Here is a 14,633-nt window from a genome sequence, read left to right as displayed (position 1 = left end):
GCCGCGCGCGCGCCCCCCCGGGCCCCGCTGGCCGGGCCACCCCCCGCGCCGCCCGCCCCCCCCGGCCGGCCCCCCCCCCCCCACGGCGCGGGTGAAGCGGTCGCCGTCGCCATCGAGGAGCATGCGGTCGAAGGCTTCGAAGGACAGCGGCGCGGTCAGCTGCCGCGCCGTCACCGCACGGGTACCGAGCTGAAGCTGGGGGTGGGAGGCCAGGCGGCGCACGGCGGAGCGTGCGGTGGAGCGGAACTCCAGCAGGGCGGTTCGGAATTCTGCGTCGGACAGAGCGAGCGTGCGCCCTGCGGTGAAGGCAGCGCCGTAGCTGGTGTCGAAGACGCCGTACTTCTCCAGGTAGATCAATGCCTCGCCAGGCGATTTCAACCGGGGGGCAGCAGGCGCGGGCAGTGCGCGGGCAGGCCGGGCGGTGAGCGGCCCGCGGTGGAAGGCGACGGTGCGCTCCCCCGTCTCCAGGCGCTGTGGCAGGGCGACGGCGCCGCCCTCCATCCGGTCGAGGGCTTCGCGCTCCTCGGCGTCCGGGTTGGTCGGGGCACTGACCGGCAGGCGCAGCCGCAGCCCGTCCGCGGAGCGCGGGGTTTCGCCGTCGGTGGTGGCCAACTGCTGGGCGAGGTCACCGAAGCCGATGCCGGAGTCGGCCTCGGTGGTGAAGGCCCAGGAGGTGAGGGAGACCAGACGCACGCCCTGTGACGGGGCGGGCTCGGTCAGGTACCGGTGGAAGCCTTCCAACGACACGAGGTGGACCACGTGCCGGCCGCCCGCGGCGGCGGGGAACCGGTTGGCGACCACGATGGCGTTGAGCTGCTCCTCGTCCGGCTCTGGGTCGCCGTCGGACAGGGTGGCGTCGGGTGGGCCGCCCTCGCGGACGTGGGCGAGGTAGCCCATCTCCACCGGCAGGGGTTTGACCTTGTCGAAGAGGTCGGCGGGGACCCAGACCGTGGCGCAGTGCTCGTCGTACTCCTCCGGCCGAAGGGTCTTCTCGGGCAGGACCGGCGGCTCCCCCGGGCCCAGGCTGCCGGCGAGGAGTCCCCGCACGGTGCCGGCCTTGACCAGGCCGACGGCATCAGGATCCTCGGGCAGTTCGTTCTCCCGGAACAGCAGCAGCGCCATCCAGGGCACCGCACGCTGTTTCTCACGCTCTTCCTCGCTGGCACCAGGTACCAGGGGCCGGTTCCAGGGCAGGCTGGGGGCGTCGAGGTTGATGTGCGGAAGGATCTCACTGTATTTACCGACGGCGTCGGGTACCGGGAAGCGGGCGTTGATCCCTCCCGGGTCGATGCTGAACCGCGGCTCGATGACGTCGAACGGCTGCGGCGTGGCGACAATCTCGCGGTCGGCGCCTTTGTCGACGCCCTTGAGGACCTGCCGGTTGCCGATCTCGTAGCGGCCGGCGTACAGCGAGGGGATGCGGTGGTCGAAGAACCGGGTGCGGTGCCGGGCCGTGGGCGCGGTGAAGGGCCGGGGCCCCGATTCGGGTGCGGTGGTCACGAGCGTGCCTTTCGACAAGGGGCGGCTACAAGCGCGGGGCAGCGGACCGACCGGTGGAGGAAAAGGGGGGCCGGCCGGCGAGGGAGGACGGGCCGGCCGGATCAGCCGGCGGGCACCAGCATCGGATTCGCGGTGAAGGCGGTGCCAGCGGCACGGGCGTACCCGCTCAAGTCCGAATCGAGGGTGCCGAGTTCCGAACCCAGCCTCCCCAGCGCGCTGGTGAGGGCCAAACGGTTGCTGCGGGTGCCGGCCGCGTCGATACCGTCCTGGATCTTCTCGATCACTCGGCCGGGGCGCTGCGGCTCGGCGCCGGAGGGTTCCTCGCCCGCGGAGAGCGGCTGGTTGCCGTCCGGCGCGATCGGGTCGAACGAGATGCCTTTCTCGTCGATGAACCCGGTGGACTCGCCGTAGTCCACCGGGGGCGAGGTCAGTCGGACTCCCAGAACGCGGTTGGGGATCAGCCCGTCACCGCCCGCATCCCGGCTCGTGCCCCACAGGCCGTTGACGACATTCCCGCGGATCAGCGTCCGCCCCCAGTCCGTCAGCCTCTCGGTGCCATCGTTGTAGCCGAGCCACACGCGCAGCTCGCTGTGCCGACCCCTGACCTGCATGGGCAGGATGTCCACCGTCTGGTCGGTCTCCACCGGCGTGGTGCTGCCCTGGTCCAGGTACAGCTTGCTGACCGGGGCCTGGGTGTCGGCGGTGAAGGTGAAGCCGCTGCTGTCGACCAACCACGGCTTGGCAGCACTCCGGGCGGCAGCAGCGGGTGTGCTCTCACCGGCGTATCCGGAAATCGCGGTGGTACGGACCATGGTCTCGGGCGGTGGCAGCATGCCTTGAAATCCGCCCCAGTCCAGCGCGGGAGGCTCCCTGCGGCGGTCGGCGCCGAACCCGATGGTGAAGGAGATGAACCACAGGTGGACCGTGGCCTCCCCGCCCACCGCAGGCCCCCACACCCGCACACTGACCCCGACCTCGATAGAGATCGTAATCTTGACGAACCACACCTTGATGGTGGCCGAGACACCGACCCGGACCCCGATGCCCACATCGAAGTAAAACGGGTTCCACTCCACGAGGGCATCCACCCTGGCGTGGAGCCAGGCCCGCAGCGGCCCGGCGTGGAAGGTGACATCCAGCCCGCCGCCCGCCATCAGCGACTTCGGTGTCAGTGCGGCGTAGGCGCTGCCGGTGATGTTGACCGTGTCACCGATGCCCCAGGTCAGACCGGCGGGCTGCTGCTTCGGGTAGCGGGCAGGCAGCTCACGGCCCCGCGGGATGGCACCAAGGATCAGCGCGAAATCCCCGGCCTGGGGGTGCTTGCCGAACCAGAACTTCATCCCCACGCCACCGCGCAGCTTGCAGTTCGGGTCGATGAGGAAGGTCTTCTCAGTGAATCCGGCGCTGAAACTCAGCTCCCCGGCCACGGGCCGCAGCGTCGCCTCGATACCGATCTCCACCCGGGCGATCTTCTTGTCACCCTTCGTGGGCAGCTCGGCGCCGCCCACCCCGAGCAAACTGATCGTCAGATCCGATCCGGTCTGCACCACAGCCATCATGCGGCCACGCAAGGAGGCGAAACAGTCGAAGGCCAGGCCGGCAGCCAGCCACAGGTCACCCTCCTGCGGCCTCACCCACGGGTTGGAGCCGCCGATCAGCGTGTTCAGCACGGACAGCGGATCAACCTCGTCCTCGTCCGCGCCGATCTCGCCCGGGTTGTCCAGGGCCACCAGGAACGGAAATTCACCCAGTGCCTCCGCCGACGGCACCCGCACCCGGCTGTTCCACCCGAACCCGGCGGCGATACCACGCACCTGGAAGCAGGGCAGACCGATACCGGTCTCGCTGCCCAGCGAGCCGTAGGCGAACAACGACGGCCGGGCACCGTTTCCGTCAGGAACGACATACGCACCCATCAAGGAACCGTTGAACGTGCCAGTGTCCACCAGCAGCGTCCCGCCGATCACCGCGTCGTAGCCCTTGGGGGCCGGCAGAGCGGTCAGCGCCCCCGCGATCCGCAGCGGCGGGCTCTCGTAGTTGACGCTGATGCCGTTGCCGACGTCGCCGCCACCGGGTGTGCCGATCGGCGACCAGCCGCGCACCATCGGCGACTCAAGAACCCGCACACCCGCACGCCGGTACGCCGTCGGCCGGGGGACGAGGATGCCATGCTCGGTCACCAGGGCCCGTGGCCTGCGGTCCCGTTCACGTTCGGCGGCCGTCCGCAGGCGGACCGGGGGCAGGGGCCGGCCCAAGCCGTCCAGCCGCCCGGGATCGGTCTGGGCTGCCGCGGGACCCCGTCCGGTCAGCCGCAAAGCCCGTCCGTCCACCACCGCCCAGGCCCCGGGGGGCAGCTCGGCGCTGGCCGCAGCACCATCGACCAGCAACAGCCCGCGGCCCTCGCCGAGATCGGCGGCGGCCAGCGTCCCGGTCACCCGTTCACCGTCGCCCGTAAAGGCGATGCGTACCGGCACCGGGGACGCAGAGGCGGTAGTGGCGGCCTGCCCGGTGATCCACAACTCCTTCGGATCACACACCGCCCCCTCGACCCGCAGCTCACCGCCGCGGAACACCAGGCTCACATCGGGCGCGCGGCCATCGAGCACGGATGCCGGGATCTCGACCGCTCCCCCCGGTGCTGCCTGCTCAAGGATTTCCCGGATGTCACCCACACGTACAGACACAGAGACCCAGCCTCCGAACCGCAGCAGAAGGGAAGAACAGACCAACTAGCCGCCTTGGATGAAGTAACCACCCATACCCGGCGCAGAGCTTCACCCACTGTCTCTGACATATGACAGAGAGCACAACCGCGCCACACCGGCATGGCCTGTAGACCAGGCGTTTTCCGCCAACAGGCACGCCGTCAACACCCACCGCTTCCGCCGCAGCAGGAGGGGGACGCCCGGGGCGCGTGCGCCGGGCGTGTACGCCGCGTGCCACCGGTCGCGCCGACCGACGACACGCCGTCCGCCGATACCGGGAAGGCATCCACGGCCACGTCCATTCGGCGCACCCCGCGCCGGATACAGGAGCCTCCTTGAGCCGGCACAGCCATGGCGCCGGCTCACGCCAGGCCCTGGGGTGCACGGCCACCGGCCGCGCTGACCGCCGAAACGAACCGGAGGGAATGAGGCACGTTGAGCACGTGAGGGGGTCCAAGCCACGCGTGCGAACAGCTTGTGTCGCTATAACCCACCGTCCGCGCCCGTTCGGGGTGCGCCGAGGGAAGGCCCACGGTGTTCACAACCGTTCTGATGGTCGACCAGCCGCTGTCCGCGACAGATGTCGACTTCGTCACCACCCTCCACGACGATGCCGTGTCCTTCATTGTCCTGATGCAGCCGCGAGGCGCGGAGGACCAGCTGCTGCGCTCCATTGACGACGTCGCGCTCGGAGAGCTGCAGCAAACAAGTCATGAGGGGGTAGCGCCGAGGTAAGCCCCAAAGCCGCCAGTACTTGATCTTGGCTGGTGTGGTGCTCGGTCCGCTCAACGCAGGCTGGCAGCCGGGAGTGCGTTGACGCGGTTCTCGTACTCGCGGCGAGCCTTACGCTGTGCCGGGACCGTCGAGGTCCCCGGGGTGCCGTCGACGGGCTGGCAGTAGGCTAGGAGTTGGCGGTGAACTGCGGGGGTGGCACTGACGCGCAGGGTGTAGCCCTGGCCGCGTCGTACGGTCACACCCTGGTCGAGCGCGGCGCGCTCGGCGGGTTCCAGGTCGGCCGCGCGGAGGAAGTCCGCGACCTTGCCCGGCATGTCGAGGATGACCGGCAGCTCCGGGACCGGGGTGCCCTGGTCGACGACGGTGTGCTCAGGCAGGAGGTCGGCGACAGCGGTACGGATGGCGCCGCGGCTGACGTGGTGGTCGCGGGCCAGGCCAGCGATGGACCGGCCGCCCATCCCGTCCCTGCGCCACGGCTGTCCTCTGGGAGAAGGGCGTCAAAGATCACCTGAACGCTGTGGGGGAGGTCATGGGAGTGGGCGAAAGGGTGGGATCGGAGTACTACCGCGGCATCAGCTTCTTCGACGCCGTGCGGGTCGCCAGGATGCACCAGGAACATCTTGGTCTGACCTAGGGGCCCTTGCCTCAACGGTGCGTTTCCGCGGTATTCCGGCTGGCCCCCAACCGGTTCCTGGGAGCACTACGGAAACGTTTCGACCGAAACCTTTCCGAACTTGCCTAACGTGCCTGCCACCGGATCACCCCGCCTGACCTGCGTAAAGTACCTCCGCCCCCTAGATAACGCCGTCTTCACGTGTATGCGCTGCCTGTGCGAGGGCTGCCTGTAGGTTCCGTGTCCCGATGTCATATTCCGCGCTTCCGTGTCATCTGTCCGTCATTTTGGACACGGACTGCGGACTCGGCCTCTGGTCGGAGCCCTCTGCTCTGGACGTTGCGCGCCATCCGAAGCCCGCACCGTCCGGGAATTGACGCCGAGCGCGGAACGATCAAGGTGACACAGAGCGCGGAACCGTAAGAACGCCCAGCTCACAGCATCGGCATGTGACATCGAAACGCGGAACCTACACTGCCGCACCCGGTCGCAGGCAGCCGCGCCCGCTCCCGGACAGCATCCGGCGTCCTCGTGAACACCGGCGGCGACGGCGGCCGCCGTCCTCGCTCCGTTGCCACGTCATCCGCGTGCCGTCACCGCGGGTGGGGAGGGCTTGTAATCGGCTCAACCTGATCGGTCGAGCGGAAATGCGCAGGCCATGGGCACCCTTCGCGCGAGCGGCCGGTCAGCAGCTGGCTGGATCCGATAGCACCACGTCGCTCCTTCATGACCCCTTGTCAGTGCCGCGTGCTGTCATCCCCCGTGCGGACACCACGGTCCGTGATGTGGAGGGGATCGTCCATGGAGCAACACGGCGGCAGCCGGGGCCGGATGCGGGCCTGGCAACGCCCGGGAAGCCTCGCAGAGTGGCGCCGGATTGACTGGCGCGGCAGGCTGCGCCGTGCCAGATCGGCTGGCCGGGCGCCGGCGAAACAACGCGGGACGGTCGACCGGGTCCGTCACGTGCGGATGGTCGCCTGGCGGGCGGTGTACCGGGGCTCAGGGTGGTGCCTGGTCGCGCTGGCCGTGTGCGTGCTCGCCCTGCTCGCCGGCCGGTGGACGGGCTGGTGGCCCTCGCCCTACCCAGTGGTGGTCGACATCGTCGGCGTGCCGGTGCTCCTCACCTACGCGGTGTGGGCCCGGCAGCGCGCCGACCGCGACAAGTGGGACGCCACCCAGGATGGCCAGCCGCGCTTGGTGATGTCGCTCGACAACCTCGACAGTCTGGACCACGAGGAGTTCGAGGGTGATGTCGCTCGACAACCTCGACAGTCTGGACCACGAGGAGTTCGAGTTCGCCGTACGGGATCTTTTGCGGCGCGACGGCTTCACAGCCGAGCGCGTCGGCGGTGCCAATGACGACGCCTGCGACGTCCGCGCCGTCGACCTCGACCGCCGGATCTGGGCCGTGCAATGCAAGCATCGGCGCGCTGGCAGGCGCGGCGACCCGGTCGATGTCCGCGTGGTCCGGGAGCTGAAGGGCACGGCCGGCGAGGTACACAAGGCCACGTTCGCCCTGATCGTGACCAACGGAAAGTTCACCAGCAAGGCAGTCCCCCAGAGCCAAAGGCTCGGCGTCCACCTGGTCGGCCGGGACCTGCTCGGCCAATGGGCCGCCGGTCGTCCGCTGTGGGAACTGCTGGAGCGCGTCCCGCCGCCGCTGCGTCACCCCGCGGACGGGCGCCGCGTGGCCGCGTAGGCGGAACACCTCCGGATCCGGTCTCAGTACCAGGTCTCTCCGGTGACCGCGGCGACCGTGATCGTCGCGGCCTGGCTCATCGGGCGTTCAGCCTCGTCGAGCAGGGTGCGCAGATCGTCGGCGAGCTGCTCGCGCTCCCACTCCTTTACCGTCTCCCGCCAGATCCGGTCCCGTGCCTCATCGGCAGGGAGCCCACTGAGCGCGGTGTACTCCTCGAGCCAGGCAGCATCGAGGACCGGCGGCGTGTGTTCCCAGGCGTGCAGAATGCGGTCCGCGTACTTCAGCAAATCCTGTCCGGCCTCCACGTACGCCTCAGCCAGGCGCCGCATCGGCGAGCGCCGTAACCGGAAGCGCAGCGATGCGGCGGGCAGCAGCCGGCCCTGGACCTCGCGGATCAGCCGGGCGTGCATCGTGAGGTGATGCACGAGACGCCGGTCGAACGGGTGCTGTTCGGGTGGCAATCCGTCCACGACCGGGGTGCCGTCGAACTCCCTGGAGAGGGTGAGGAATGCGCTGCCGAACCTCACCTCGACGGGCGCGGGGTCCACTCCCCCGACGCCAGGGACCGCTCGATGGCGCCCAACTCCTCCATGAGCTGACCGTTCGTCGTCATAGGCGCCACCGCAGCGGCACGCGCCCTGGTGCTGGCTGCCTTCGGGCAGCCGGAGGTCACTCCTTCCAGGGACCGGACGCGGGGAGGATGGCGACGCGGCCCTGCCCCCGTCCGGCCTGTTTCTTCTTCAGCTCACGGTTCTCGAAGTACAGGTTCGCGGTCACCGTTGCCAGGGCGTCGAGCTTGCCCTGCAGCTCGCCGTTCTTCGCGAGGGCCTCGCGGAGCCTCTTGCGCAGCTCGGCGATCGTCTCGTCGCGCTGCACTTCGCCCGGCGTACGGAGCACCGGGCGGGCGACCTTCGCCTCCCACCCGGCGAGGACCTCCTCGGCGCGGTACAGAGTGGCGTGGCTGACCTTGGCCTCCCGGGCCAGGTTCTCCTTGGTCAGCGCGCCGTCGGTGTGCAGGGGCTGGCCGGCCAGCAGCCGGTCCATGGCCTCGCGGAGCTTGGTTTCGGTCGCGGCAGACACCGGCATCAGTGCTGTTCCTTCATCTTGTCGAACTGGGCTGTCGCGGTGCGGACTTCCGCGAGACGGGCTTGGGCCTGCTCGCGCAGGGGCTTGGAGAGCTTCTTCTTCAGCAGCTCTACAAGGTCGCGCTCCTCCATGCGCCAGATCCGCTCGTGCGCGAGCGTGAGGACGGAGTTGCGGCAGCGCGAGGGCTGGCAGGCGCCGAGCAAGGGGGCCTGCCCCCGTTGCTGCTTGGGGAGCTGGTTCTGGCACTGCGCGGTCGGCGCGTGCCACATGCAGTGGTTGATCGTGCCGAGGTGGAGGTTGGCGAACCCGTCGCGGAGCAGGGTGATCTCCAGGCGCTCGTCGGCGAGCTGTGCACGGAGGACGGGGCTCTGGTCGATGACGGCGTTGACCTTGTCGAGGCCCTCGTGGAAACGGGCGGCACCGGGGCCGACCGCGATGTCCTTCCCGGCGCGGCGGTCCTTGAGCAGGGCAATGAGCTGTTGTGCTGCGGCAGTCTGCAGCTGGGTGTCGAATTCCTTGGCCCACTTGGTGTCGATGCGGCCGTACGCCTGGGTGGTGCGGTTGGCCAGGGCTCGGCGGGTGGCGTGCTTGAGCTGGATGCCGAGCGCGATCTCTGCGTCCGGCTCCTGGCTGGCGATGATCGACATGGTCTTGCGGAACATGTGCGGACGTACGTGGGCGGCCGGGATCTCCTCCAACCCGGTCTCGTGCCGGGTCGCGTTGACGGAGCGAATGAAGAAGGCGATGTCCACCGCCGCGTAGAAGCCAGCCCTCCCGCCCTGGCCGGCACGGTCGGCGGTGCTGCTGAGGCTGGCGAAGACGTGCGTCTCGTGCCAGGACACCCGCTCGGCGACCGCGATGGCCTTCGCCACCGGCCCGATGACCCACCAGAACTGCCGCGGCCGCGAGGCATCGTGCTTCGTCTTCGTCGACTTCACGGCCGGCGCGTCGTAGTGCTGGGTGAGGGCACCACGCTGGATCTCCTGAATCTCCGAATCGCGCATCATACTGATCGCCGCGACGAAGACATAAGAGGCTGCTCTGAGCATGCGCAGGCCGTTGGGCAGTCGGCCCTCGTAGTGATCGACCCGAGCAGGGTCGGCCGCTGCCTGCCGTACCCAACTGCGGCGGCGAGCACCGGCCGGGCGGCCCTTTCGGCCCGGGAAGTACTTGATCGTCGGGGTGGTATTCCCGTAGACGCGCCGCTCCAGGTCCCGCCAGACAGGCTCGCCCGGAATCCTGTGTGCCGAGCCGGGGCCGTGGACGACGATCCGGTTGTCCGGATTGGCGAGCCAGGCCAGCAGCATCTCGTCGAGGAGCTTCCCCGACTGCTGGTTGGACCTGCGCGAGCGAGCACGCGTGACGGTGTCACGGGCGGCCTCCGCGCGACGAGCCTCGTCCTCGTGTTGGTCGAGGATGTCCGGGGCGAACCGGTCGATGTAGGCCCAGGCCGCTCGTAGCAGCGGCCACCAGACCACGGGGTCGATCGACTCGGTGGACAGTTCCCCGGTCAGGACCGCGTCCGCGACTTCGCGGTTCGTCCTGCCCGGCCAGGGATCTTGGACGGGCCCTGAGCCGGTCATCAGCGGCGAGAACAGAACGAGCCGTCGGATCGCTGCTACCGCGATCGCGACCGTCCCGGGTTCCGCGTCCTTCGCCCGGTGGTCGAGGAACGCCTGCCAGTCCTCCGCCGACCACAGGCTCAGATCGTCGGGCATGTTCTCGGTGCACGCCCAGCCAGCCAGCAAACCCAGCTGGATGCTGGTCTGGGAGGCGGTGGACAGGCCCCATCTCCGGCTACGCAGGAAGATCCCGGCGTCGCGGACCACCTGGTGGACCGGATTCAGCATGCAGAAGGCGACCTCCCGGATATGGAGGTTCCAGACCGGGTCGTCCGGGAACCAGCACTTCCAGCCCGATCGGGCCCGGTTGGCAGGGCGCTGGACGCAGTCGCCCGGCCACCCATCGCTCCGGCCGAACAGCGGGCCGCTGATGCCGGAGATCTGGCCGGGCAGACTGGCGAAGACCGGCTCGTCCTCGGCGAAGAACCGCGAGGCCAGGGCGACGGCGCCGACAGCGCGGGCAAGTGTCACCGGTTGTACTCCGTTCGCATTCCAAGGGGCAGGTTCAGCTGGAGGTCCTGCTCCTCGATCGTTTTCCGGGCGGCGGGCAGGTGCTCGGCGCATTCCTCGAAGACCTGGGCCAGGGCCTTGGCCTGGCGCCCCCAGACCGTGTGCCACTGCTGAGGCGGCAGGACCAGGCGCATGTGCTCGATGTGGTCGAACAGCAGGAGCTGCTGGGGAAGTTGAGAGATGAACACCACGGCGTTGTCGCAGACCATGCATATCGCTGGGGCGACATGGCACAGGCTTCCAGGGGTGCTGAACTGGGAGTCGTAGGGGTTCTTGCAGTTGGTCACGCCCATGTCGAGTTCACCGTCCCGCAGCGCCGCTCCTTGTTCCGGTGTCACGCCCAGGGCGTCGGCGACCTCGGGTTCACCCAGGTCGGCCCGCGCCTCCTCGGTGACCAGGGTCGGAGTGGCGGCGAGCTTGTCGAAGACGCGCTGCTGAGCCCGGTTGATCGCCTTCCCGGCGAGCACGTGTGCGGTCGTGCCGTGGGCGTAGTAGCGGTGGAATACCTGAATGCTGTGGTCGTCTGCGGCGAGGTCGGACAGGGTGCCGCCCAGCGCGACGGCCCGGGTGGTCTTCGCGGTCTTGCGGAGCCGACGCGCCTCGTGCGGTTGCGAGATATCCAGGGCTGCCGTGCCGTCCGCGGTGCGGTGGGAGCCGATCCAGTGGGTGAAGCGGCGCTTGTCCTCGGTGAAGCGGGCGAAGCCGGCCACCATGGTGGTCCGGCCCTTGGCCTCGACCGCGGTGAACAGCCACGGCTCGCAGTCGAATGCCGCGCGGGTCAGCTCGTTGACCTTGAGCAGGCGCCGCAGCAGGCCGGGTACGTCCCACTCGCCGCGGCCTTCGTAGACAAGCTCTCCCGCCTCCTGGGAGGGGTCCGGCTCCGGATCGTTGAGGTGGAAGTCGGCGCGCACGCGCTCGGCCCGGTTCTTCGTCTGTACAACGCGCACCCCGTGGCTGTTGAACTCCAGGTCGGGGATCTGGAGGGCGTGCAGTTCCTCGGTGGTGCAGTCGAGCATGAGCAGGAGCAGCAGGACGCGGAAGGGCTGCAGGTCCAGTTCCTGGGGGAACAGCAGCCCGTACACGCCGCGCAAGAGGCCGAATGCGCCTTGGCGCTGGCCCGCCGCGTGGACTTCCTGCAGTTGCTGCGGCCAGGTCTCGACTCGGCTCGACAGGTGTTCCAAGAGCTCCGCGCTGGTCAAGAGCCGGTGCCGGGCAGCCCACACGAGGTTCGGCAGGTCCCTCCAGCCGTGCTCGCGCGGATCGCGGCCCTCGGCCAGCAGCGTGCGCCCCCACGCCAGCCGTTTCTCCAGTGCCCGCAGGTCGTCCTGCGCGGCCTTCTTGAGGGCGAGCCGCTCGGTGTTGGTGAACTCGTCCAGCACCTGGCTGGTGGCCCGTCGCATGGTCGTGGGCGCCGCCGCACGGCGGCGGAGCTTGTCCGGCATCAACGGATCGCGCTCACCGCGATGGTGCAGCAAGGTGAGTAGGCACGAGGCGAGCGCCCAGGGGCGCTGTGAGTTCTCCGAGTAAGCGGACAGGAGATGGTCCTCCCAGGCGTGGACGACTTCGGCCACGTCGATGCGGTCGTCGTCCAACCGGGCCAGTGCCGGGTCGTGACCGAGCTTGGCCATGTGCGGCCCGGCGAATTCGGCGAACGAACGCACCGCGACGCCGTACTCGTCGGGCCTCTTGAGAGCCGCCGCGTGGTGGTAGTCGATCCAGGCATCGGCGATCTGTCCGATCAAGACGGGACAGGTGTACTCGGACGGGTCCACCGTGGCGCGTACATCCCTGTTCCTCCTGCGGAACACGATCTCCCGCACACCGATACGGTCGGTGGCAAACGGGGCCGGCGGCCGGGCGATGGCTTTCGTCACGCGGGGCCGGCGCTCTCCTCGGCGAGGCATCAGGCACCCCATCCCGAGGACTCCCGCACAGCCAGATCCGTGTACGAGCGGTCCTGGTCGTTCCAGTCCCGGATGGCCTGCGCCACCAGCGAGTTGACCTTCCTCTTGTACCGCAGGTACCGCATGGTCGAGCGTGGATGCGTATGGCCAAGGAGCCGTTGAACAGTCAGGAACGGGTTGCGCGATATGTGGTCCGCCGCGTACGCGAGCACCCGGCCGGTGCGCTGGAACATCTCGGCGTCCTGCTTGCGGACCAGCTCGGTCAGCAGCTCCAGCATGTAGATCGCGAAGGTGTGGCGGAGATCGTGGATCCGGACCTGTTGGGGCATTTCCAGTGCGAGATCGAACTCCGCGATGATGGCGAGGACCCGCGCGAAGGCGTCGTCGAAGACCTGCTCCCACCGCTGAGAGCTGATCATCCGTCCGTGCCGGCCGACGAACAGGGCCATCGGCTCCAGCCCGTGCTCGCCCTCGATCACGGTGATCTGCCGCAGCGGCGCCTTCATCATCTTGACCCGGTAGGACCGGCGACGGCCTTCGTGGATGCCGCTCAGCTTCATCTGGCGCATGTCGACGTCGTCGACGACGAAGAGCTCGTCGCGACGGCGGTGCAGATTCCGCGCGGCCTTGCGGATCACCGCGGCACGCTCGGTCCGCCGGTACCAGTCCAACTCACGCAGGGTCGCGTCTTGCACCTCGACGGTCCGCGGCAGGCCGAACTTGGCGATGGCCTGCAGCCCGACCTCCTTGGCTGAGCCGTCCCGGCGCGGCGGGCCGACCTCGATGTCCAGGAGTGCTCGGAACTCGCGCAGCCGCAGCCCAGTCGTGACGGACAGGTTCGCGCCGGCGCTGTTGCGCAGCGGGTGTGCGGTACGGAATCGGCGGTCGGCCTTGCCGTTCGGCAGGAGCCCGCGCAGCCCGACACGGTCGAGGTGCCACCACTGGTCATACGTGAGGTGGCGCACGTCCAACTCGGTAGTCGATCCCCAGCTCAGCACATCGCGGCCGTTCTTGCGCCGGAAGTACGGACGCCGGTCCAGCAGCCCTTCGGTATCGACGGCCCAGTCGTAGAAGTTGTTGATCGTGGCTCGGCGGCGCTTCCACGTCGCGGCGCCCACCGGCTCGTCACGATGCTCGACGCAGTCGTCCCGGTAGGCGAGGAGGTCTTCCTCCGTGGCCGACAGCACGTCGACCGGCGGGTCGAGCATCTCGAGGAAGTCGTCCAGATCGAGGAAGTCGTACGTGTAGTCCTGCAGGGACTTGGGCTCCAGCGTCTTGGCCAGCTCATAGAAGAACGAGCAGTGCGGCTCCACCGGGCGCATGTCCGGCCCCAGGAAGAACGGAGTGCCGTCCTTGAGCGCCTTCGCGCGCGTAACGTACGCCAAGCCGTCCAAGTCAACCCCGGGCGGTGGATCGTAGTACCGCCGCACCTTGTCGCGCGACGTGAAGAAGTAGTCCATGGCACTCTCCGTGAGACATCTAGAGCACCAGGAACCTAACCGTGTCCCCACCAGCAGCTTTACGCCGCTCCAGCCGAGTGAGACAGGTACCAACACTTGGCATAACGATCGAGGTGTGTACGAACTGGGCTGCGGGCGTCGTCCAGCAGGCACTTATCACCGAGAGGGAGGGGTATCACCGCCACGACCGGGTGGAGATCAGCTCCGGCGCGCTGGCGGGCCACCGCGGCTACGTTGTCGAGGCCGGCTGGTTCTTCGACGATGAGACCGAGACGGTCGAGGGACCGGCTGGATATGTGATCGACCTCGACGACGTTCGCGGTACCGAGCCCGTGGATGCCGACGCGGTGACGGCGTGTACGGATCTGCAATGGCCGGACCGGATTGAAGGCACCCTCAAGGCCGGTCCTCCCCCTACGCCGCGCGATCCAGCCCGGCCGCTGAGGTCCTGCGCCGAGGACCTTGCCGAGCTCCTCGACCGGGCCGCCAATCCCGAGATCGTGCCCGAGTCGCTGCGGACAACGATCGCTGCTGCCCACCAACACCATCACCTGGAGCTGGACTGGCAGGCGAGTCCCAGCCCTAACCGGTTCACCTGGCGGGTGCTCCGGCACTGGTACCAGCTGACCGAGCATTACGCGGACGACCAGCGTGCCGACCTATTCGAGGTCGTCCTCACCCGTCACCTGCGCGACCCCGAACCCGTCCACTACCTCGCCCTGCACGAGGCCGACCTCCCCAACCTGATCACGCGCTGGACCACCAGCCCCTGAACCCGGACCGGTCCATCAGCCGGCCA

Annotated in this window: 9 protein-coding genes and 2 pseudogenes; 3 read left to right on the top strand and 8 right to left on the bottom strand. The window is 68.9% G+C overall.

Features of this window, described 5'->3' with window-relative positions:
- Window positions 1-1,500 (bottom strand): annotated as a pseudogene (locus tag ABT288_RS15260) (hypothetical protein); the annotation flags it as partial.
- Window positions 1,501-1,601: 101 nt separating this feature from the next.
- Entirely contained in the window at window positions 1,602-4,184 is a 2,583-nt protein-coding gene (locus tag ABT288_RS15255; RefSeq protein ID WP_351607100.1) for a DUF6603 domain-containing protein, read from the bottom strand.
- A gap of 555 nt (window positions 4,185-4,739) precedes the next feature.
- On the opposite strand from ABT288_RS15255, the pseudogene ABT288_RS15250 reads away from it, so the two are divergent.
- Window positions 4,740-4,934 (top strand): annotated as a pseudogene (locus ABT288_RS15250) (indole-3-glycerol phosphate synthase); the annotation flags it as partial.
- A gap of 56 nt (window positions 4,935-4,990) precedes the next feature.
- Here ABT288_RS15250 and ABT288_RS15245 read toward each other — a convergent pair.
- Window positions 4,991-5,398, bottom strand: coding sequence for a resolvase (locus tag ABT288_RS15245; protein ID WP_351607097.1), 408 nt, complete (start codon window positions 5,396-5,398; stop codon window positions 4,991-4,993).
- Window positions 5,399-6,802: 1,404 nt separating this feature from the next.
- On the opposite strand from ABT288_RS15245, the gene ABT288_RS15240 reads away from it, so the two are divergent.
- Window positions 6,803-7,252, top strand: a complete 450-nt coding sequence (locus tag ABT288_RS15240; RefSeq protein WP_351607094.1) for a restriction endonuclease — start codon at window positions 6,803-6,805, stop codon at window positions 7,250-7,252.
- A gap of 23 nt (window positions 7,253-7,275) precedes the next feature.
- On the opposite strand, the gene ABT288_RS15235 is transcribed toward ABT288_RS15240, so the two are convergent.
- The 5 genes from ABT288_RS15235 to ABT288_RS15215 all read right to left on the bottom strand — a co-directional run bounded on the left by ABT288_RS15235 (window position 7,276) and on the right by ABT288_RS15215 (window position 13,930).
- Complete coding sequence (locus ABT288_RS15235; protein WP_351607091.1) at window positions 7,276-7,800, bottom strand: hypothetical protein; 525 nt, start codon at window positions 7,798-7,800, stop codon at window positions 7,276-7,278.
- 121 nt (window positions 7,801-7,921) lie between these two features.
- A complete protein-coding gene (locus ABT288_RS15230; RefSeq protein ID WP_351607088.1) occupies window positions 7,922-8,338 on the bottom strand; it encodes a hypothetical protein in 417 nt (138 codons plus the stop codon).
- Complete coding sequence (locus ABT288_RS15225; RefSeq protein ID WP_351607086.1) at window positions 8,338-10,431, bottom strand: hypothetical protein; 2,094 nt, start codon at window positions 10,429-10,431, stop codon at window positions 8,338-8,340. Before ABT288_RS15225 ends, ABT288_RS15230 begins: the two co-directional genes overlap by 1 nt.
- Window positions 10,428-12,344, bottom strand: coding sequence for a hypothetical protein (locus tag ABT288_RS15220; RefSeq protein ID WP_351607083.1), 1,917 nt, complete (start codon window positions 12,342-12,344; stop codon window positions 10,428-10,430). The genes ABT288_RS15225 and ABT288_RS15220 overlap by 4 nt, the downstream gene beginning before the upstream one ends.
- A gap of 29 nt (window positions 12,345-12,373) precedes the next feature.
- Window positions 12,374-13,930, bottom strand: a complete 1,557-nt coding sequence (locus tag ABT288_RS15215; RefSeq protein WP_351607080.1) for a site-specific integrase — start codon at window positions 13,928-13,930, stop codon at window positions 12,374-12,376.
- Window positions 13,931-13,947: 17 nt separating this feature from the next.
- On the opposite strand from ABT288_RS15215, the gene ABT288_RS15210 reads away from it, so the two are divergent.
- Window positions 13,948-14,607 (top strand): hypothetical protein, encoded by a 660-nt coding sequence (locus ABT288_RS15210; protein WP_351607077.1) that lies wholly within the window; start codon window positions 13,948-13,950, stop codon window positions 14,605-14,607.
- Window positions 14,608-14,633 lie beyond the last annotated feature (26 nt).

This window comes from Streptomyces sp. NPDC001093, from assembly GCF_040298985.1.
Lineage (GTDB): Bacteria > Actinomycetota > Actinomycetes > Streptomycetales > Streptomycetaceae > Streptomyces.
Note: the sequence above shows the minus strand (reverse complement) of the source record. Positions and strands in the feature narration are given on the sequence as shown.